Below are 20514 nucleotides of genomic sequence, written 5' to 3'. Positions count from 1 at the left end.
CTAGTTGGTGGACATATATAGTAGGGCGCCTGCCCCGGAAGGACAGGCGCCCTACACAGACATAATCGCCAGTGTATCACTAGAATTGCGTCTTCACCGAAATGCTACGCGCTGACGAGCTCGGCCTTGGACAGGTCGGCCTTCTTCTGCGGATCGAGGTACAGCGTCGCGACGTTGGGGCCACCGACCATGGTGTGGGTGTAGAACATGATGGGGATAACCGGCATGTCCTCACCGATGGTCTTGTTGACCGCCTGCAGGGCAGCCTTGCGCTCGTCGTCATCGACAGTGGAGCGGGCAGCCATGAGGGCCTCGTCGACCTCGGGGTTGCTGTAGCCGGCGCGGTTGTCGCCGTTGCCGGTGTAGAACAGCGGATAGAGGAAGTTGTCGAGAATCGGGTAGTCGGCGACCCAGCCCAGACGACCGAACTGGTAGTCGAGCTTCTGGTAGCGGTCGAGGACCGTAGCCCAGTCGGGGGTGTCGGCGACGCAGGTGATGCCCACGGCGGCGAGGTCGGAGATGATGGAGTCCATGACCTCCTTGTGGCCACCATCCTGGTTGGAGGTGATGGTCAGCTCGAGGCCGCGGTTACCGTCGGCGTCAGCGGGATAGTACTGATCGAGAATCTCCTTGGCGGCGTCCACGTCGTAGCGGGAGTACTCCCACGCGCCCTCCTCGTAACCATCGATTCCCGGCGGGACGATGTTGTCAGCCGGCGTACGGGAGCCGTGGAACAGCGTGTCGCAGATGGCCTGACGGTTGATGGCCAAAGACACGGCGTGACGCAGGTTCACGTCGGTGAACGGGCCGTTCACGACGTTGCAGGTCAGATAGTAGGTGGAGGGCTCGGTGCCGTTCAGGAACTGGTGGCCCGGGGTGATGGTGTAGCCGTCCTCGGAGGTACCGTACTCCTTAGCGGCGGTCTCGAGGGAGGCGACGGGGACGTCGGAGACGTCGAGGTTGCCGGCCTGGAACTCCTTGTAGGCGGTCTCCACGTCCTTCTGGATCATGAAGTTGACGGCGTCGAGAACAGCCTTGTCGCCATAGTAGTCATCGAAGCGAACGAGGTTGATGTACTGGCCGTCGACCCACTCGCCGTCCATCTTGAACGGGCCGTTGCCCACGGGGGCCAGACCGAACTCGGTCTGGGTCATGTCCTTGGCGCAATCCGGGATAGGAGCGAGCGCGGGGTGAGACGCGACGTAGGGGAAATCAGCGTAGGAGTAGGACAGCTTGACGACGAAGGTCTCGTCATCGGGGCAGGAAAGGCCCGTCATCTCCTCGGCCTCACCGGCAGCGAGGGCGTCGTAGCCGTCGATCATAGCCAGGTGGTAACCGATGACCGAGGGGCTCTCGGTGTTGGTGTTCGGGTTGACGATGCGCTCCCAGCCGTACTTCCAGTTGGCGGATGTCACGTCGGTGCCGTCGTGGAACTTGGCGGGCTTCAGGTGGAAGGTGAACTCGGTCGCGTCGTCGTTGACCTCGTAGCTCTCGCACGCGAGGGGCTCGAGCTTGCCCTCCTCGAAGTTATACTGGGTGAGCGAGTCGAACAGCTGGAAGCCGACCTGGGTACCCTGATCCTCCTGCAGGTTGAACGGCTCGATGCACACGGGGTTGTTGATGTAGTAGCGCAGGGTGCCGCCGGTAGCGGAACTGCCCTCGCCAGAACCGGTGGCAGCGGTGCTTCCACCCTTCTGGCCGCAGCCGGCGAGCGCAGCGAGCACGCCGGTAGCCAGCGCGCCGCCGACGAAGGTGCGGCGACCGACCGGCTTGTTCAGGAATTCAGCCATTCCATCCTCCTTAATACAGGAACCTGTGCGGACCTTGCGGTCCGCCCATGCACAGTGCGGCGCCAAAGGCCCAGGCTGACTGATCTTTGCCACCGCAACGTAGGCAATACCTTAACCCAACTTCGGTAAGGTAAAGCGTACATTTTGGTTAAACTTCGCTTTTTTCTTTATCGGATGAAAGCAATTCCATGCTAAATGATGCACGCCCATGTATAGATACCGCGTATGCTGCGGGTTTTTTCACCTAGCGTTCCCGGGCGGCTTTACCGACTCGAAACATAAATCCGTATGGTTTGTTTACACGTCTGCAACAATATATGGGACATGCGGTGCAAGCGTCCGAGGAAGACCATCTCATAGCAAAAAGGCCGCCCGAAGGCGGCCTTCACGTCTCGATCTGGGCGATACGCGTCGCTTAGATGCCGACGATGCCCTGGGGGAAGAAGAACATGGCGAGAACGACGCAGGCGGCAAAGACGACCGCGACGATGACGGTCAGCTTGTCGAGGTTCTGCTCCATGATGCCGGTAGCAGCGCTGGCGTTATACAGCGAGCTGGCGATCATGTCGGACACGCCGGTGCCCTTGCCCGAATGCATCAGGACAAGCGCGATGAGGGCAATCGTGGACAGCGCCCACACGATGAACAGGATAATCTGGAACGGACCCACGGGGACACTCCTTCGTTGTACGTACGAACAGGCGATATGGTAGCACACAAGCGCGCAGCGCACGCAATCGCCATGCATTCGCATCCGAGCACGCACGCCGCGCTGCCGAGCCACCGCTTCATTGTCTTCATGCGAAAGGCACACGAAGTACCTCTTCGTGTGCCTTTCGCATGAAGACAATGCCGGGCCTCGTCGGCGGCGGGTCCGCTTGTACTTCCCCCATCGCCATAAAAGAAGCCGCCAGCGGCACGTGGCGCGCTGGCGGCTCGCGATGCGGATGGGAGCTCGAGGCTACTCCTCGGTGGCGAGCACGCGGCCCGTCATCTCGGCGGAGGGCTCGAGACCTGCCAGGGTCAGCATCGTCGGGGCGATGTCGGACAGGCGACCGTCCTCGATGCCCGTGAGCTTCGCCTTGGGATCGACCACGATGAACGGCACGCGGTTCGTCGTGTGCGCCGTGAACGGGTGCTTCTCACCCTCGGCGTCGACGTCGAACATGTGGTCGGCGTTGCCGTGGTCGGCGGTGATGAGCGCGAAACCGCCCTTGGCGAGGATCGCGGGAATCACCTTGGACAGGCCGTCGTCAACAGCCTCGACCGCCTTGACAGCGGCATCGAACACGCCGGTGTGACCGACCATGTCGCAGTTGGCGTAGTTGACGATGTAGAAGTCGGCGCGGTCCTCGTTGATGGCCTCGACGAGCTTCTCGGTAACCTCCGGCTCGCTCATCTCGGGCTGCAGATCGTAGGTGGCGACCTTCGGCGAGGGCACGAGCACGCGCTCCTCCCCCTCCTTGGGCTCCTCCACGCCACCGTTCAGGAAGAACGTCACGTGGGCGTACTTCTCCGTCTCGGCGGTGTGCAGCTGCTTGAGGCCGTTTTGGGCGATGACGTCGGCGAGCACGTTCTGCGGGAACGTCTTGGGGAAGGCCACCTCGACGTTCTTGAACGTATCGTCGTACTCCGTCATGGACACGAAGTGCGAGAGCTTGGCGAAGACCTTGCGCTCGAAGCCGTCGAAATCGACCTCGGTGAAGGCGCGCGTCATCTCGCGGGCGCGGTCCGGACGGAAGTTGAAGAACACCATGGCGTCGCCGTCGTGCACGCCCTCGTTGTGGCACGCGAACGGCTCGACGAACTCGTCGCCGCGATCGTCCTTCTCGTAGTAGGCGCGCACCCCCTCGACGGGGTCGCGGTCCTCATCGCACGGAAGGGTGATGACGTCGTAGGCGCGCTCGACGCGCTCCCAGCGGTTGTCGCGGTCCATGGCCCAGTAGCGGCCGGAGACCGTGGCGATGCGGGCGTCGACGCCCGTGTAGGTGGAGAGCGCCTCGAGGTTCTGCTTCAGGGTCTCGAGGTAACCCGCACCGGAATGCGGATCGACGTCGCGGCCGTCCATGAAGCAGTGGAAGCGGATGTGCTCGACGCCGTGGATGGCGGCGATGGCGGCGAGGTTCTCGCCGTGGCGCTGCATGGAGTGCACGCCGCCCGGGGAGACGAGACCGAGCAGGTGCAGGGTCTTGCCCGTCTTGGCGACGTCGTCCATGGCACGGGCGAGCGTCTCGTTCTCCTGGATGGAACCGTCCTTGATGGAGTTGTTGATACGGGAGAGCTCCTGGAACACGATGCGGCCGGCACCGATGTTCAGGTGGCCCACCTCGGAGTTGCCCATCTGGCCGTCGGGCAGGCCCACGTCCTCGCCGGACGCACCGAGCGTGGTGTGGGGGTACTGCTCGTACAGGCTGTCGAGGAACGGGGTGTTCGCGGCGGCGACGGCGTTATCGGCGCCCTCGGGCGCCAGGCCGCAGCCGTCCATGATGACCAGAAGTGCAGGAAGATGCTTGGTCACAGTCTACTCCCCCGCCTTCTCGACCATCGCGGAGAACGCGTCGGCCTTGAGCGAAGCGCCGCCCACGAGGGCGCCGTCGACGTCCTCCTCAGCGAGGAAGCCGGCGATGTTCTCGGGCTTGGCGGAGCCGCCGTACAGGACGCGGATGCCGCCGGCGAGCTGCTCGCCGAAGATCTCGACGAGGGTGGCGCGGATGGCGCCGCAGACCTCCTGGGCGTCGGCCGCCGTGGCGGTCTTGCCCGTGCCGATGGCCCAGATGGGCTCATAGGCGATGACCAGCTGATCGGCGCTCGTGAGCTCGATGCCCTCGAGGCCGGCCTTGATCTGCGCGCACACGAAGGAGACGTGCTCGCCCGCCTCGCGGGTCTCGAGCGACTCGCCGCAGCAGAAGATCGGGGTGATGCCGGCGGCGATGAGGGCCTTGGCCTTCTTGTTCTCGTCGGCGTCGGTCTCATGGAAGTAGTCGCGGCGCTCGGAGTGGCCGATGATGCAGTAGGTGCAGCCGGCGGACTTCAGCATCGCGCAGGAGGACTCGCCGGTGTAGGCGCCCTTCTCCTCCCAGTACACGTTCTGGGCACCGAGCTTCACGGGCGCGGCCTGGATGCGGTCGTGCACGGTCGTGATGTCGATGGTCGGCGGGCAGACGACGACCTCGACGCCTGCGGGCACCTCGTTCAAAGCCTCGGCCAGCTCGTCAGCGAGCTTGGCGGCCTCGGCCACGTCGTTGTTCATCTTCCAGTTGCCTGCAATCAGGCGGACACGGCTATTCGGCATCGTTCAGAGCCTCCACTCCCGGAAGGGCCTTGCCCTCGACGAGCTCCATGGAAGCGCCACCGCCGGTGGAGATCCAGCTCATCTTGTCGGCCAGGCCGAACTTGTTGATAGCGGCGACGGAGTCACCGCCGCCGATGATGGACGTGCAGTCGGACTCGGCGACAGCGCGGGCGACGGCCTCGGTGCCGTGAGCGAACTGATCCATCTCGAACACGCCCATGGGGCCGTTCCAGAACACGGTCTTGGCACCCTTGATGGCCTCGGTGTAGAGAGCCTCGGTCTTGGGGCCGATGTCCATGCCCATGCGGTCATCGGGGATCTTGTCGGAGTCGACGACCTCGCCGACCGCGTCCTCGCCGAAGTGATCGGCCACGACGTTGTCGACGGGCAGCAGGATCTTAACGCCCTTCTCCTCGGCCTTCTTCAGCATCTCGCCGGCGCGCTCGACCCAGTCCTCCTCCTTGAGGGAGGTGCCGACGGTGTAGCCCTTGGCCAGGAAGAAGGTGTAGGCCATGCCGCCGCCGATGATGAGGGTGTCAGCGGAGTCGATGAGGTGATCGAGGACGCCGATCTTGGAGGACACCTTGGAGCCGCCGACGATGGCGACGAAGGGGCGCTCGGGGTCGGCGAAGATGCCGGTCAGGGTGTCGACCTCCTTCTCGAGCAGGAAGCCGGCGACCGCGGGCAGGTACGCGGCCGGGCCCACCACGGAGCCCTGGGCGCGGTGCGCGGTGCCGAAGGCGTCGAGCACGAAGACGTCGCCGTAGGAGGCGAGGATCTTGCCGATCTCGGGGTCGTTCTTCTTCTCGCGCTTGTCGAAGCGGACGTTCTCGAGCACGAGGATGTCGCCGGGCTCGAGGGCGTCGACGGCGGCCTTGGCGGCCTCGCCATAGGTGTCATCGACGAACTTGACCTCGAAGCCGGTCAGCTCGGCGAGCTTGTCGGCAGCGGGCTTGAGCGAGAGCTCGGGCTCGGGGCCGTCGCCCTTCGGGCGGCCGAGGTGGCTCATGAGGATGATCTTGGCGTTGTGATCCTTCAGGTACTGGATCGTGGGGATGGCGGCGCGGACGCGGGTGTCGTCGGTCACGACGCCGTCCTTCAGCGGCACGTTGAAGTCAACGCGCATGAGGACGCGCTTGCCGTCGACATCGATGTCGCGGACGGTCTTCTTGGTGAAAGCCATGTGCAATCTACCTTTCTCTTGCCGGGCGGGCGCAAAGGCCCGTACGGAATGAAAGAGAGGACGCGACCTAGGGCATTCGCCTTGAGGCCGCGCCCTCTCAATTCAAGACGCTAGAAGCTCTTCAGTCGTTCGTTAGCCGACGAACTTCTCGAAGTACTTGATGGTGCGGACCATCTGAGAGGTGTAGGAGTTCTCATTGTCGTACCAGGAGACGACCTGCACCAGGGTCTGGCCGTTGCCCAGATCGTTGCACATGGTCTGGGTGGCGTCGAAGATGGAGCCGTGGGTCTCGCCGATGATGTCGGTGGAAACGATGTCGTCCTCGTTGTAGCCGAAGGTGTCGGGGATGGTCTCGGCGTAAGCCTTCATGGCGGCGTTGACCTCGTCAGCGGTGACCTTCTTGTCGACGACGGCGTAGAGGTTGGTCAGCGAGCCAGTCGGGGTCGGGACGCGCTGGGCGGCACCGATGAGCTTGCCGTTGAGCTCGGGCAGGACCAGGCCGATGGCCTTGGCGGCGCCGGTGCTGTTCGGGACGATGTTGATGGCGCAGGCGCGGCTGCGGCGCTTATTGCCCTTGCGCTGCGGGCCGTCGAGCGGCATCTGGTCGCCGGTCCAGGCGTGAATGGTGGTCATGATGCCAGCGACGATGGGGGCGAAGTCGTTCAGACCCTTGGCCATCGGGGCGAGGCAGTTGGTGGTGCAGGAAGCGGCGGAGATGATGTTGTCCTCAGCCGTCAGCGTCTCATGGTTGACGTTGTAGACGATGGTGGGCAGGTCGTTGCCGGCCGGAGCGGAGATGACGACCTTCTTGGCGCCGGCGTCGATGTGAGCCTGGGCCTTGGCCTTGGAGGTGTAGAAACCGGTGCACTCGAGCACGACGTCGACACCCAGCTCGCCCCACGGGAGGTTCTTGGCGTCGGCCTCCTTGTAGATGGTAATCTGCTTGCCGTCGACCGTGATGGAGTTCTCGTCAGAGGTGATCTTGTGGTCGCGAGCGTAGTTGCCCTGCGTGGAGTCGTACTTCAGGAGGTACGCGAGCATATCGGGAGAGGTGAGGTCGTTGATAGCGACGATCTCGGAGCCCTCGTGGCCGAACATCTGGCGGAACGCGAGACGACCGATGCGGCCAAAGCCGTTAATCGCAACCTTTACTGCCATGCTTGTCTCCTTTCGCGAGGCCCCCGCAGGTTCCCTTGCCTGCCGCTGAGGCCTACAAACAAACCTCTTAGAATATACCGTTTTTTCCCTTCCAGTTTCACGACAAACGGCGTGTTTTGAGAATTTTCGGGAGTTTGATTCGCTTCAAAACACCAGCGTAGAGGGTATTGGAGCGCTTCATTTGTTCAATCGAGCCGCTTCGACGAGCTTCTCGATGCGCAGGACGCGATGGTACAGGGCCGATTTGCTGAGCGGGGGGTCGGCAATCTCGCCGAGATCGCGCAGCGACAGGTCGGGGTGTGCCCGGCGCAGCTCGCAAAACGAGCTGAGCGCACGGGGCATGCTGTCGATAATCCCGAGCGCCTCCGCCTCGTCGATGAGCTCGAGCTGGCGCTGAGCTGCGCCGGCGCTCCTCCCCTGGTTCGCGAGCTCCGCGTTCACCCGGCGGTTCACGTCGTTTTTGACCGACTTCACCACGCGGGCCTCCTCGATCTCGGCGACCGAGCGCTTCGCGCCCACAAGCATGAGCAGCTGCAGGATGTCCTGGGCGCTCTTGATGTAGACCGCGTACGCCCCCCGCCGGCGGTTCACGCGTGCGCGGATGCCGACCTGCCCGATGAGGTCGGCGAGCCCTTGCGCAAGGTCCTCGCCCTGCACCGATATCTCGAGATGGAAGTCTCCGCGCGGGTCGGCCACGAAACCGCCCGCGATCAGTGCGCCGCGGATGTAGGCGAGCCGGCAGCAGTCGCGCGCCACGATATGATGGGGCACACCGCGCACGAGCGCGCCGGAGCGATCGAGGATGCCGAGCAGCACGAGCGCCTTCTCGAGGTCAGGCTGATCCGGCAGGGCGATGAGGTAGTTGCGCACCCGGTGGAGCACGCTCTTTCTCACCGTGAACTCCGTCTTCAGCTTCAAGATCTGGTGCGTAAGGCCGATCATGGTCCGAGCGACCGCGCCGGTCTCGGTGGCGACCTGCAGGCGGTAGTGTCCCCGGCCGGCGAGACTCAGGGTGCCGCACACGCGGGTGAGCGCGGCGAGCGTCGCGAGATTGCAGTACTCGCAGGTCGGCGCGCAGCGCGCAAGCTCATCGCGGACCTCTGCGGTAAACGACATGGACGCCTCCCCTCGCACGCGGACGTGTTCTTCTCTTCCCTATTGTCGCATCGTAGACGGCTGCCGGCACGCAGGGCCTCGAGCCGCCCCATTTCCACATGGCAGGCGAAGCCGCTCAGTGCGCCTCGCCCGTCGCCGTGCGGTTCGCGCGCGGCAGGTCGCGATGCGAGATGGTCACGTGGTACTGCTGGCGCTCCAGGTAGCGCGCCGTGGCCTCGGCGATGGCCACGCTTCTGTGCTGGCCGCCCGTGCACCCGATGGCGATGGACAGCTGCGGCTTGCCCTCGGCCACGTAGCCGGGCATCACCGCGTCGAGCAGGCGGAACCACGCGTCCAGGAACTCTTTCGTCTTGGGGTTGTCCAACACGAAGCGCGCGACCTTCTCATCCAGGCCCGTCATCGTGCGCATCTCGGGGTCGTAGAAGGGGTTCGGCAGGAAGCGCACGTCAATCATGAGGTCGGCCTCGACGGGCATGCCGTGCTTGAAGCCGAACGAGAAGACCTGCACCTCCATGAGCTGCTGGTCGGTGAGCTCGGAGAACGCATGGCGCAGGCGGGTGCGCAGCGCCGTGGTGCGCATGCGGCTCGTGTCGATGATCATGTCGGCGCGGTCGCGGACGCTCGCGAGCTGGACGCGCTCGCGCTGGATGGCGTCGGCCGTGGTCTCGCCGGCCATGGCGAGCGGATGGCGGCGGCGGTTTTCGCTGTAGCGGCGGATGAGGACCTCGTCGGAGGCCTCAAGGAAGACGATCTTGCAGCTCATCTCGTGGGCGCGCAGCTCCTGGATCGCATCGAGCAGTTCGTCGAACAGCCCCTGGCTGCGCAGGTCGCACGTCACCGCGAGATGGCGGCCGATGCCCGCGTTGATGCCCACGAGCTCCGCGAGCTGTAGGATGAGGCGGGGCGGCAGGTTGTCGATGCAGAAGTAGCCCATGTCCTCGAACACGTGCATGGCCTGCGTGCGGCCCGAGCCGGACAGGCCCGTGATGATGACGATGTCCGGCACGCGGTCGGCGAGCTCGGCTGCGGTCATGGAGTTGCTGGTGCTGTCGCTCATGGGAACCCTCTTTCTGCGGCGTCTTCGGCCACGCACCTCAGTATACCCGCGCCGGGCTGTCTCCATCGGGGACGGGGTTATATGACAGGCTCTTTGCGCCTCGAGCGCCGTCGTGGGCTCGTCGCAGATGACGAGCGAGGGGTTGCGGGTGAGCGCCATGGCAATGATGACGCGCTGGTACTGGTCTAAACCTTTTCGGCCTGCACCCTCTCGCGCTCGGTTCGATATACCCCCACCCGTCTGCCGAAAAACGCGCTTGAACCCGAAGTGCGAGTAACGGAGAAACATATCATCACGCGCTCTTCTCGCTCGATACCCGAACAACCGTCGGACGGATCGCTGTTCGACTTATCCGCAAGGACCGAGGAGGGTGCGCGCCCGGCACCTGCTCCTGCAGGACGCTTTTAGGTTCCTGCCCGAAACCCGGGGCCCAACGGCGGAGCCGCGCGCCCCGTGCTACCTGCGCCGATTGCGGTCTGCGCGTGCCTTTGCCGCGAAGCCGCGCGCAGGCTGACCTAAAACCGGCGTACATGAGCGCCCGGCGGGCGGCAAACGACCGCTGGCGCGCGGCGCCCGAGAACCCCGCCGCCAAAAGCTTGCAGCGCCGGCACGACGGCATCTTCCCGATGCGCTCCTTTTCGGATATCGCCGGCATCCGCTGCTCCCGCGCGTCCCCGGCAGCGCGCCCCATGCTCGGCGCACCCGCTACGCCTCGTCGTCTCCCTGCGCCCGCGCGCGCTCGGCCTCCCAAGCGCGCAGCGTGTCGTAGACGGCTTGCGCCACCTGCGCGGGCACGCCCTTGACGGCGGCGATCTCCTCCACGCTCGCGGCGCGGAGCTTCTTCATGGAGCCGAAGTGCCGCATGATGGCGCGCTTGCGCGTGGGACCTACGCCCTCCACCTCGTCGAGCACCGACACCGTCATGGCGCGGTCGCGCAGCTCGCGGTGGAACGTGATGGCGAAGCGGTGCGACTCATCGCGCACCTGCTTGATGAGATAGAGCGAGGCCGATCCGTTCGGCAGCACGACCGGCGTGTCATCCCAGGGGACGAACACCTCCTCGTCGGCCTTTGCAAGGCCACAGACCGGGATGTCGAGCCCGAGTTGCTCGAGCTGCCGCATGGCCGCCGTCAGCTGCGGCTTGCCGCCGTCGACCACGAGCAGGTCCGGGCGGCTGCCGAAGCGCTCGTCGGCCATGCGCTCCGGCGCATAGCGGCGCCCGAGCACCTCGGACATGGACACGAAGTCGTTCGCCTCGGTAAGCGGCGTCTTGATCTTGAAGCGGCGGTACTGGCTCTTGTCGGGCTTGCCGTTCGTGAACACGACCATCGAGGCCACCGTGAAGCGACCGTGGATGGTCGAAATGTCGAAGCACTCGATGCGCATCGGCGGCGCGTCGAGGGCAAGCGCGCTCTCCAGCTGCAGCAGCGCCTGGTTCGTGCGGTCGTCGGCGTAGCCCGTGCGCATCATGTAGCGCATGAGGGCATGGCGGGCGTTGCGCTCGCACGTCACGAGCAGATGGCGCTTCTCGCCGCGCTGCGGACGGTGCAGCGTGCACTTGCGCCCGCGCTTCTCGGTCAGCCACTCGCCGATGAGCTCGGCGTCCTCCAGCTCGCAAGCCGCATCGACCTCGGCGGGGATGTCTGCCGTCTCGTCGTAGTAGCGCTTGACGAACCCGGCGGTGAGCTCCTCCTCGGGCACGTCGAGGCCCTTGTCCAAAATAAACTCGCAGGTGCGGACCGTGCGGCCCTCGCGCACCACGAACACGCAGGCGCCCGCGATGGTCTCCTCGCGGTAGAAGCCGACAAGGTCGATGTCCACGCTCGTGGGGAACACCACCTGCTGGCGGTCGTCGAGCCCATCGATCACCTCGAGGCGCCGCTTGATGCGGCCGGCGCGCTCGAAGTCGAGGTCGGCGGCGGCCTCGGCCATCTCGTCTTTCAGCTCGCCCACCAGCTCGCGGCGCTGCCCGGACAAGAAGCGCTCCACGCGGCGCGCGTTGGCGGCGTACTCGTCCGGCGAGATCATGCCCGCGCACACGCCCGGGCCGCGGCCCACGTGATAGTCGAAGCAGGGCCGGCCCTTCTGCGCGCACACCAGCCCGATGATGTCGGCATCGTCGGGGCGCTTGGCGAGCAGCCGGCGCACGCGCTTCCACTCCGCACAGGTCGCCGAGCAGATCGGCGTGACCTTGCGCAGCGTGTCGATCATCTCGCGCGCGGCGCGCGCGTCGGTGTAGGGGCCGAAGTAGCGCGTGCCGGGCTTGTGCTTCTCGCGCGTGTACTTGATGGCGGGAAACAGGTCGGCGTGCGTGACGGCGATATAGGGATAGCTCTTGTCGTCCTTGTAGTCGACGTTGAAATAGGGATGGTACTGCCCGATAAGGTTGCGCTCGAGCACGAGCGCCTCGTGCTCGGAGTCGACGACGATGTAGTCGAAGCTCGCCACGATCTGCATCATGAGCGGGATCTTCTCGCGGTCATCGGACAGCTGCACGTACTGTTTCATGCGGGCGCGCAGGTTCTTGGCCTTGCCCACGTAGATGACGGTGCCCTCGGCGTCCTTCCACAGGTAGCACCCCGGGCTCGTGGGCACCTGCGCCACCTGGTCGGCAATCGAGAGGGCGCCGCCCTCCCCTGCCTGCGCGACATGGGCCGCGGCGGCGCGGGTGTCGAAGGGCGACACCGTGACGCTCGATGTGGGAAGCCCCTCGGGGGACAGCGGGCGCGCCATGCCTAACGTGCGTCCTCGCGACGCACGTCGCCCACGTAGCGCTTGAACTTCTCGATCTGGTGCAGGTAGGTGACCCAAGCCCACAGCTTGTGCGCGAGCGTGTCGCCGCGCCAGTCATACGGGTAGTCCGTCTTGTGCGCGCGGTACATCGCCAGCACCTGCTCGCGCAGGGCCGGGTCGGGCACGGAGCGCTCGATCACGCGCGCGGGCACGCAGGTGTAGAGCACGTCGCCGTAGGCCTCCTGGTAGGGAATCTTCGCCTCCAGGATGTACTCGTCCACGAGCAGCTTGGCGATGTTCGCGCCGCCCTGGGCCACGTAGTAGGTATTGCGCCCCGGACGGGTGTTGATCTCGAAGAACTTGTATTTGCCGTCGCGCGCGTCGTACTTGATGTCGAAGTTGCCGAATCCGCGGTAGCCCACATGGGCGCAGAAGCGCTTCGCCGCCTCGATGATGGGCTCCACGCGCTCCGGCAGGATGCACATGGGGTTGCCGATGCGAGCCGGCGAGTGGTCCTGCAGAACGACGCGGCCGCCCGACACGACGCGGACCTCACCCGTGGCGTCGGAAAACGTCGTGAGCGAACGGATGGCGGCGTCATCGCCCGGGATGAAATCCTGCACGACGAGCTCGCGATCGTAGCCGGCGCCGCGCAGCAGGTCGAAGACGCGCGTGAGCTCCTCGGCGCTCTTCACCTCATAGACCTTCTCCTTGCCGGGGAAGTCCATGAGGTCGTAGCGCGCGGAGTTCGAGGGCTTCGCGATCAGCGGATAGGTGAAGGCGTCGGCGTCGATCTCCACGTTGGAATCGGCGCAGTCGAACGTCCAGGTACGGGGATAGTCGATGCCGAGCTCCTCGCAGATCTCGTAGAAACGCTCCTTCTGCGTAATCTCGTCGAGCAGCTCGAAATCGTTGTAGGGCACGGCGAACCACTGCGAGAGCTCCTCCTTGTGGGAGGAGAGGATGCGGGCATGCCAGTCGGCGCTGCCGAAGATGATGGGGACCTTGCCCGCGGCGGCGAGCTCAGCGCCCAGGTGCCGCAGGTAGTCCATGATGGCGTCCTCGCCCTCGCCCATCGCCGGCACCACGCGATAGTCGGTGAGACGGCTCGACGACGTCACGCGCACGTCGACGGCGGAGACGACGATCGTCTTCACCCCGTACGCCTCATAGAAGCAGCGGGCGAAAGAATAGGACATGATCTCGCCGCCGAGCGCCACGGGAGCCAGGCGGTCGGAGAGCTCAGATGCGGAAATGGTACGGGAGTGAGCCGTCATGGTGGATACCCCTACTGGTCGTGTCGGGCGGAGCGGAGGCGCGCGCGGAGTGACTTCGCCGTCTGGAGCGCGCGGTAGAACGCCTTCTTGATGGAAACGTCGCGGTCGGGTGCGATCATGCGCACGCCGTCCTTGGCGAACTTCGTCTTGAACGTGTTGAGGCCCATCGTCGCGGGCTGGAACTCGCTGCCGATGCCCATCTGGTCGTACTCGGTGATGCCGGCGCGCCCGAGCTCGCAGCACTCAAAGTAGATCAGGCGGTCGGTCGCGAGGTTGCGCGCCGCGCCGGAGCGGGAGGCGCCGTAGTAGCGCGTGGCGCGCGTGCCGGAGATGGTGGCGATGGTCCAGGTGATCACGCGGTCGCCGTCGCGCCCGGCGAACAGGCGGCAGTGGTCGTGCCCGAGGATGCGCAGCATGTTGCGGTAGTCCTCGGCGGGCGAGGGCGTGAAGCCATCGCGCTCGGCGGTCTCGACCATGATCTCGTAGTACTCGTCGAACGACTCGATGGCGCGCTCGGTCTCATCGGAAAACGTCAGCTCGCACTCGCGCAGCGCCTTGCGCACGTCGCGGCGGCCGCGCTGCTTCATGCGGGAGAGAATGGCCTCATCGCCGCCCGTGGTGTCGATGATGACGGTGGTGTCGTAGGGCAGCGTCGACAGGCAGGGACTCGTGATGGGCAGCTCGTGCTTGACCGCCAGGCGCATGAAGACCTGATGCCTATCGCGCTTGCGCACGAACGCCGCGAGCTCATCGAGCGCCGCGGCTTCCAGCTCGGGCGTCGGCTCGACCGTCCACACCGGCCCGTGGTGCGCGCGCAGATAGCGGTAGCCGTGCGTCTCGTACTGCACGAACGACACGAACGCGAGCATATCGTCGCCCTCGCAGATGACGGCGAAGCCCCATGGCGAGCGTCCGGGGATCGTCGCCTCATAGTCCTGCCACACCGGCAGCTGCTCGATGGGCACGTTGACGTCGAGACCGCCGATGCCGATCTCATATTCCGTGCGCGAGAGCTCGTGAACCTGCATCGCGTCGCGCTCCTCATCTCTCGTATCCGGCCTCAGGGGACCCGCCGGCAACCGGGCGCATCCGTGCCCGCACGCGGTACCCCCACCTCTCATATACCAGCAGTCAATGGTATCGCAAGCCCGTGCGGGCGACGCCTGGGCGCGCCAATCTATGAAGAGACCACGCGGCGCACGATGGCGGCCACCGCGCGCGCACCCGCCTCGCCCTGATCGGTCGGCAGGGTCGCCACCGTGTCGATGATCCTCATGCACGAGGGAATCGAGCGCGTGTCGGCGGGCACCCGGTAAGCCGCCTCGTCGAGCACGCCCGGGCCTAAGTAGGGGCGGTACCACGTGGAGGTGTAGTAACCCGCCGCGCACACCTCTTCGGTGATGCGGTCGGCCGTCTGCCGGTCGCCGACGAGGATGGGGAACTTCAGCAGGGGCTGGGCGGGATCGGTGCAGCCGCTGCTGAACAGCTCGACGCCGGGCACGTCCGCAAGCTCGGCGGCGTAGGTCGCCGTCGCCTCGGCGCGCGTGCGCATATCGCCATCGAGCGCCGCGAACGCATCGATCACGCGCTGGCAGATCTCGGAGCTCGGGCGCAGGGGCTCATGCGAGACCGCGCCGCGGCGCTCCTCGTCTGAGACCGCGGGCTCGAACAGCCCCACGGCCGTGAGCGTCTGGCGCAGGGCGCGCGCCATGCCGTGCGGCAGGTGGTTGTACACGCGGTTCCAGAACACGAACGTGCGCGTAAGCGACGTCAGGTGAGAGCCTGCGACGGGCAGCGCCTCCATGCGCTGTCGGATGCGCGAGCGCACCGAGGCAAACGAAGCGTCCGGGTTCACCCAGATCGCACCGCCGAACTGCGTATGCAGCATCTTCTCGACGCCGAACGAATGCACCGAGATATCGGCCACGGCGCGCCCACCCGCCGTGCGCGCCATGCGCCCCAGACCGTGGGCGCAGTCCTCGATCACAAGCGCCCCCGCGGCATGCGCCTTCTCGGCAAGCAGGGCGCTGTCGCGCTCGTCCACGATGCCGTAGGTGTGCTGCAGCATGACCGCCCGGGTCCTCGCGGGCATCTCGAGCTTCTCCGGGCAGATCGAGGCGGCACAGCGCGAGATCTCCGCATAGACCGGCTCGAGACCCGCGGCCAGGATGGGATCGACGGCGGTGCAGCAGGTGAGCAGCTGCGTCACCACGTGGCCCTCCCCCAGCTCCTCGCGGACGGCTTCGAGCGCCACGAGCATGCCGTGGCGGGCGCGATAGACCAGGTACCAGTCATCGGCGCACGTGCCGGTACGCTCGGCCATGATCTCGGCGACGCGGCGCTCCTCAGGGCTGCGGTTCATGGACGATCAACTCCTCAATCTAGCCGCGGGCGGGCAGAAAGCGCCCGAGCATCGAGCGGATGAACGACACCTCGGGCAGGTTCAGCTTGATGGCGATGCCGAAGGTGACGATGAGCGCGGGGATGCCGCCGGCGAAGGCGTACAGCAGTGCGCGCAGCATGCCGCCACCCCCCAGCGGGCCCGCGAACGTCTGCAGGGCGAACAGGATCGCTGCGCCCACGGCGGCGCCGGCGGCACCGAGGGCCAGCGCGCGGACGCCCGAGACCGCCATCGACTTGAAGCCGATGTGCCCGAGCTCATGGCGCAGGAACAACAGGGTCACCGCGTCAATCGACACGAAGAAGAACGTCGAGCTGAAGCCGACGACGTTGAAGCCGAAAATCGGCGTGAACACGAGGCAGATGGCGATCTGGATGGCGCCGGCGATGCATTCGGCCACGGCGAACAGCTTCATCTTGCGCAGGCTCGAGCACGCCTTCTGCAGATAGGTGCACAGGCCGTATCCGGGCAGCGAGATGGACAACCAGGCGATGTAGGTCGCCAGGATATCCACGTCCTCGGCCGACATCTGGCCGCCGCGCAGGATGTTCGACAGGCAGGGCGAGAAGACGATGAGGTAGAGCGCGAACGGGATGAGCAGGAACAGGATCTGGCCCGAGCCGTTCGCAAGGCCGCGCACGAACTCCTTGAGCTTGCCGCCCGCCACGAACGACGAGAGCTCGGTGAACATGGCCGTCGTGATGGGGATCGCGAACACCGAGTACGGCAGGATGTACCAGATGCGCGCGTAATAGGTGATCGAGGCGCCGCTCGGGTTGACCGACAGCGCGCAGCTGCTCTGCACCGAGGTCGTGGCAAACGACACGACGGTCACGACGAGCGTCGGGATACCGATGGAGAGCGTCTCGCGGATGAGCGGGTCGTGGATGTCGATGCGCGGGGTCAGATGCACGCCGTGCCGCTTCAGCGAGGGCACCTGCATGAGCACCTGCACGAGTACGCCGAGCGGGTTCGAGATGGCCAGCACGAGGATGGCTGCGGTCGGGTTCGTATCGGCAAGCATGCCGTAGAGGAAAAACGCCACCGTGATGACGATGTTGTTGGCGATGGGCGCCGCCGTCGACCAGAAGTAGTCGCGCTCGGCGTTCAGGATGCTCGATATGACCGACGAGAGCGCGTACAGCACGATCTCGATGGCGAAGAACCGGAAGAAGTACGTGGCGAGGTCGAAGTCGAACTCCGACGACGCGTTGAACGCCTGCGTCCAAATGATCTGCCCGGCGAAGATAAACGATATGACCGACAGCGCGCCCATGAGCAGCGTCACGAGCGACAGCAGGTTCGACGCGTAGGCGCACGCGCCGGCGCGGCCCGCCTTCTTCTTCGTCGAAACGTAGACCGGAAGAAACGCCGTGACGAGCATGCCACCCATCACGAGCTCGTAGAGGGCGTTGGGCAGGTTGTTCGCCACCGTGAAGGCGCTCGCCACGAGCGTCGTGCCCATGCCATAGGCTTGCGCCCAGGTGCGGAAGAAGCCGGTGATGCGGCTCACGATGACCAGACCGCTCATGAGCGCGGCCGACTTGCCGACGTCCTCGGCGCTCGCTTCCTCGAGCTCCTCGACCTCCTCGATCTGCCCGATCTGCTCAGCGTCATCGACCGTGATGGCGGCGGGGACGAATGCCTCCTCGCGCTCGGTCTCGATGGGTGCCACCGGCGCCGCGTCGAAGGGGTCGGCGTCCCACCCGTCGGTCGCCTGGGCCTCGGTCAGCGCGAACTGCGCGGTCTCGTCGGGGCGCACGGACGTATAGCCCGCAAACGACACGGAGTCATACTGGGCGGCGACCATGAAGGCCGCCGTCTCGTCCGCCGACGGGTGCGGGACCGGCGCCTGGCGGCCGGGTGCGGCCAAGCGCGCCGGGTCCACGCCGGCAGAGATGAGAAACGCCGTGGTCTCATCTGGCGCGGGAAGCCGGGTAGGAGCACCTGCCTGCGGATTCGAAGCAGCAGGCGCAGACGGGGCAACCGGTGCCGGCGCCGCATCGGACACGGGGGCCGTAGCGCGGGCGAAAGACGGCACCTCGACGGGATCGGGCGTCGCCGCGTGCGCGCCGGCAGCCGCCGCATGGGCCGGCGCCGCTGCGGCCGACGAAGACGCGGTCGCGAGCGGTGCCTCGCCTTCGGACGCCGGGGTCGCCGCATGGGCAGGCGTCGGAACGGGCGCCGGGACCGTATCGGGAGCCGCCTTGAAGTGAGCGCCGGCGGGACGGCTCGGGTACTCCTCGTCAGTCATGCGCATCTCACGCCCTTTCCGCACAGATGGAGGCAACGGTCGCCCCCGTGTGGTCGATCAGGTCGCGCGGGGCGAGCATCAATTGTATGCCCCGCTTACCACCGGAGATAAAGATCTGGTCGTAGTGCATGCAACGCTCATCGATCAGCGTCGGGAACTTCTTCTTCATGCCCACCGGCGAGCAGCCGCCGCGGATATAGCCCGTCGCGGGAAGCAGGTCGCGGACATGCAGCATCGAGAGCGCCTTGCAGCCGGCGGCGCGCGCCGCGGCCTTGAGGTCGAGCTCTGCGGCCACCGGAATGCAGCACACCACGTGCGTGCCGTCGGGCGCCTGGGTCACAAGCGTCTTGAACCCCTGGCCGGGATCTTCACCCAGCTGCTCGGACACATGGATGCCCGACAGGTCGTTTTCATCCACCTCGTAGGTACGCACCTCGAACGGGATGCCGGCGCGCTCGAGCTCGCGCATCGCATTCGTCTTGGCCACCTTCTCCTTGCGGGCCACAGCAATCGCCCTCCCTCAATACCAGACGGCCCCAGAGCGCAATGCCCTGGGGCCGTCGAACCGTTCAGTGCGCGGGCGCATACCCGCATGAGCAGCCCTGCGCGTGCAACCCGCTAGACGATGGGGCCGCCGCCGATGAAGCCGCCGATGTAGTCGAGCGTACGGTAACCGACGCCGGAGCCCGGAATCGAGTCGATCATCTCGCCGCCGCCGATGTAGATGCCCACATGGCCGCACCAGCGACCGCCGGACGCGAAGAACACGAGGTCGCCGTACTGCAGCTGGCTGACGTCGGTCGTGATATAGGCCACCTTGCCGTAGAGCGACTCGGGGCTGTTGGACCATGACGGCAGGCCGAGCGCGTAGTCGACGAGACCGGAGCATGTGAACCACGAGGAGCTCGTGGAGCCGGTCCAGTTGTAGCCGGTGTAGGAATAGCCCGAGCCGATAACCGACTGGGCGCGGGCCACGAGGTTGCTCGCCGATGCGGTGGGACCGCTCGGGCTCACATTCGAGCCGCCGCCGGCAGGCGTGTCGTCCACGTCATCATCGCTGGCGCCTGTGTCATGGCTCGGCTGCTCGACCTCGTCAGACGTGTCGGATGAGGTGTCCTCCTCCGTCGTGGTGGACGTGTCGCCGCTGTCGGTCGCGCCGGATGCATCGCCGCCGGAGGCCTGCTGCTCCTGCTGCTCAGCCGCCTGCTGGGCAGCCTGCTGCGCGGCGAGCTCGGCCGCACGGGCCTCGGCAGCCTGACGGGCCGCCTCCTCCTCGGCAGCGATCTGCTCCTTCAGCTCATCGGAGAGCTGGTTGTAGTACCCCTGGGCCTCATTGGCCGCAGCCTGGGCGGCCTCGGTCTTCACCTGCTGATCGGCAACGAGCTTCTCCTGCTCGGATTTCTGCTCCTCGAGCGCCTGACGATTCTGCTCGAGGGAGTCCTTGAGCTCGCGCGCGGCCGTGATGACGCCCTGCTTGTGCTGGGCGGCCTTGTCGGCGTAGTGCAGGTTGGAAATGAGGTCGGTGAAGCTTCCCGAACTGAGAAGCAGCGTGACGATGCTCGTGCTGCCACCCGATTTGTACTGGGTGCTCACGAGCTCGCCCAGCTCATCCTGATAGGCGGCGAGCTGGGCCTCCTCCTCGGCGATATCCGCGGTGGTCTGCTCGATCTGCGCCTTGGTGTCGTTCAGGTTCGAGGTAACGGTAGCGAGGTCGTTACCGGCCTGCTCAGCCGCAGAGTACAGGGAATACAGCTGCTCCGACACGCTATCGAGCTGCTGCTGTAGCTCGGCCGAAGTCTCTGCCACCGCCGGTGCGGGGCACAGGCCCGCAGTGAGCGCGAGACCGAGTCCCAAGGTGGGAATGGCGAAGAGGCTGCGTTTAAGGTGCACCATAGGTTACATCTCCTTAACGGTGCGCACCGCATGCGCGGAAGCGCTCGTGTCGGTCGTGCTCCCGTCTGACGGGAGCGCAAAGGTAGGGTCATTCTAGCAGCCGGATACGGACGTACCAAATCCTTCCATGCGCCCTCCATAGGTCCTTAAGCTTCAACCTAAGCTTCAATGTGGGGGCATCTACGTGCGGATTTGCTAAATTACCTGCCATTTCGCGCATCGTGGCGCCACGCTCGCCGCATCGGCAAGCGACGCCATTTGCGACGCGGGCGCGCGCCGGATCGCTGAAGCGCCATATGAACTATTGCGACCTCTTCCCAAGCGTTTTGCGACGCCGTGCCCCGGGCGCAGCCCCCTGCC

General features: G+C 65.8%; 15 protein-coding genes. All 15 read right to left on the bottom strand.

Annotated features, from left to right (window positions below):
- Window positions 1–104 precede the first annotated feature (104 nt).
- Window positions 105–1790, bottom strand: coding sequence for a peptide ABC transporter substrate-binding protein (locus H6A21_RS07470; RefSeq protein WP_204562132.1), 1686 nt, complete (start codon window positions 1788–1790; stop codon window positions 105–107).
- 415 nt (window positions 1791–2205) lie between these two features.
- Entirely contained in the window at window positions 2206–2460 is a 255-nt protein-coding gene (gene secG, locus H6A21_RS07465; protein ID WP_204562130.1) for a preprotein translocase subunit SecG, read from the bottom strand.
- Window positions 2461–2751: 291 nt separating this feature from the next.
- Window positions 2752–4308 (bottom strand): 2,3-bisphosphoglycerate-independent phosphoglycerate mutase, encoded by a 1557-nt coding sequence (gene gpmI / locus H6A21_RS07460; RefSeq protein ID WP_342636082.1) that lies wholly within the window; start codon window positions 4306–4308, stop codon window positions 2752–2754.
- A gap of 3 nt (window positions 4309–4311) precedes the next feature.
- On the bottom strand, window positions 4312–5082 hold the full coding sequence (gene tpiA / locus H6A21_RS07455) for a triose-phosphate isomerase (RefSeq protein WP_204562120.1): 771 nt from the start codon (window positions 5080–5082) through the stop codon (window positions 4312–4314).
- On the bottom strand, window positions 5072–6265 hold the full coding sequence (locus H6A21_RS07450; RefSeq protein ID WP_204562119.1) for a phosphoglycerate kinase: 1194 nt from the start codon (window positions 6263–6265) through the stop codon (window positions 5072–5074). The genes tpiA and H6A21_RS07450 overlap by 11 nt, the downstream gene beginning before the upstream one ends.
- Before the next feature lie 132 nt (window positions 6266–6397).
- Window positions 6398–7423 carry a type I glyceraldehyde-3-phosphate dehydrogenase gene (gene gap, locus H6A21_RS07445; protein WP_204562117.1) on the bottom strand — a complete coding sequence of 342 codons (1026 nt, stop codon included), beginning with the start codon at window positions 7421–7423 and terminating at the stop codon, window positions 6398–6400.
- 177 nt (window positions 7424–7600) lie between these two features.
- Window positions 7601–8539 (bottom strand): DNA-binding protein WhiA, encoded by a 939-nt coding sequence (whiA, locus tag H6A21_RS07440; protein WP_204562111.1) that lies wholly within the window; start codon window positions 8537–8539, stop codon window positions 7601–7603.
- 115 nt (window positions 8540–8654) lie between these two features.
- The gene (rapZ, locus tag H6A21_RS07435; RefSeq protein WP_204562109.1) at window positions 8655–9596 is read right to left on the bottom strand and encodes an RNase adapter RapZ; all 942 of its coding nucleotides are present in this window, start codon (window positions 9594–9596) and stop codon (window positions 8655–8657) included.
- A 705-nt stretch (window positions 9597–10301) separates the two neighbouring features.
- Window positions 10302–12329, bottom strand: a complete 2028-nt coding sequence (uvrC, locus tag H6A21_RS07430; RefSeq protein WP_204562107.1) for an excinuclease ABC subunit UvrC — start codon at window positions 12327–12329, stop codon at window positions 10302–10304.
- Between the two features lie 2 nt (window positions 12330–12331).
- On the bottom strand, window positions 12332–13606 hold the full coding sequence (locus H6A21_RS07425) for a hypothetical protein (protein WP_204562105.1): 1275 nt from the start codon (window positions 13604–13606) through the stop codon (window positions 12332–12334).
- Between the two features lie 11 nt (window positions 13607–13617).
- Entirely contained in the window at window positions 13618–14634 is a 1017-nt protein-coding gene (locus H6A21_RS07420) for a lipid II:glycine glycyltransferase FemX (protein WP_239462735.1), read from the bottom strand.
- Between the two features lie 149 nt (window positions 14635–14783).
- On the bottom strand, window positions 14784–15968 hold the full coding sequence (locus tag H6A21_RS07415; protein ID WP_204562102.1) for a DegT/DnrJ/EryC1/StrS family aminotransferase: 1185 nt from the start codon (window positions 15966–15968) through the stop codon (window positions 14784–14786).
- A gap of 19 nt (window positions 15969–15987) precedes the next feature.
- Window positions 15988–18267, bottom strand: coding sequence for a murein biosynthesis integral membrane protein MurJ (locus H6A21_RS07410; RefSeq protein ID WP_204562100.1), 2280 nt, complete (start codon window positions 18265–18267; stop codon window positions 15988–15990).
- Between the two features lies 1 nt (window position 18268).
- Window positions 18269–18766: a Cys-tRNA(Pro) deacylase gene (gene ybaK, locus H6A21_RS07405; RefSeq protein ID WP_204562099.1), complete on the bottom strand. Its 498-nt coding sequence runs from the start codon at window positions 18764–18766 to the stop codon at window positions 18269–18271.
- A gap of 113 nt (window positions 18767–18879) precedes the next feature.
- Complete coding sequence (locus H6A21_RS07400) at window positions 18880–20154, bottom strand: coiled-coil domain-containing protein (protein ID WP_204562094.1); 1275 nt, start codon at window positions 20152–20154, stop codon at window positions 18880–18882.
- Between the last annotated feature and the right edge of the window lie 360 nt (window positions 20155–20514).

It is taken from the genome of Collinsella tanakaei (genome assembly GCF_016902615.1).
GTDB classification, from domain to species: Bacteria; Actinomycetota; Coriobacteriia; order Coriobacteriales; family Coriobacteriaceae; genus Collinsella; species Collinsella tanakaei_A.
The sequence above is the reverse complement of the archived record's forward strand: the minus strand, read 5'-3'. Positions and strand labels throughout refer to the sequence as shown.

What these genes read in the sequence shown, in the direction of transcription:
- H6A21_RS07470 (WP_204562132.1), bottom strand. Translation starts at nt 1,790, where the DNA reads ATGGCTGAATTCCTGAACAAGCCGGTCGGTCGCCGCACCTTCGTCGGC.
- tpiA (WP_204562120.1), bottom strand. Translation starts at nt 5,082, where the DNA reads ATGCCGAATAGCCGTGTCCGCCTGATTGCAGGCAACTGGAAGATGAAC.
- H6A21_RS07450 (WP_204562119.1), bottom strand. Translation starts at nt 6,265, where the DNA reads ATGGCTTTCACCAAGAAGACCGTCCGCGACATCGATGTCGACGGCAAG.
- gap (WP_204562117.1), bottom strand. Translation starts at nt 7,423, where the DNA reads ATGGCAGTAAAGGTTGCGATTAACGGCTTTGGCCGCATCGGTCGTCTC.
- whiA (WP_204562111.1), bottom strand. Translation starts at nt 8,539, where the DNA reads ATGTCGTTTACCGCAGAGGTCCGCGATGAGCTTGCGCGCTGCGCGCCG.
- rapZ (WP_204562109.1), bottom strand. Translation starts at nt 9,596, where the DNA reads ATGAGCGACAGCACCAGCAACTCCATGACCGCAGCCGAGCTCGCCGAC.
- uvrC (WP_204562107.1), bottom strand. Translation starts at nt 12,329, where the DNA reads ATGGCGCGCCCGCTGTCCCCCGAGGGGCTTCCCACATCGAGCGTCACG.
- H6A21_RS07425 (WP_204562105.1), bottom strand. Translation starts at nt 13,606, where the DNA reads ATGACGGCTCACTCCCGTACCATTTCCGCATCTGAGCTCTCCGACCGC.
- H6A21_RS07420 (WP_239462735.1), bottom strand. Translation starts at nt 14,634, where the DNA reads ATGCAGGTTCACGAGCTCTCGCGCACGGAATATGAGATCGGCATCGGC.
- H6A21_RS07415 (WP_204562102.1), bottom strand. Translation starts at nt 15,968, where the DNA reads ATGAACCGCAGCCCTGAGGAGCGCCGCGTCGCCGAGATCATGGCCGAG.
- H6A21_RS07410 (WP_204562100.1), bottom strand. Translation starts at nt 18,267, where the DNA reads ATGCGCATGACTGACGAGGAGTACCCGAGCCGTCCCGCCGGCGCTCAC.
- H6A21_RS07400 (WP_204562094.1), bottom strand. Translation starts at nt 20,154, where the DNA reads ATGGTGCACCTTAAACGCAGCCTCTTCGCCATTCCCACCTTGGGACTC.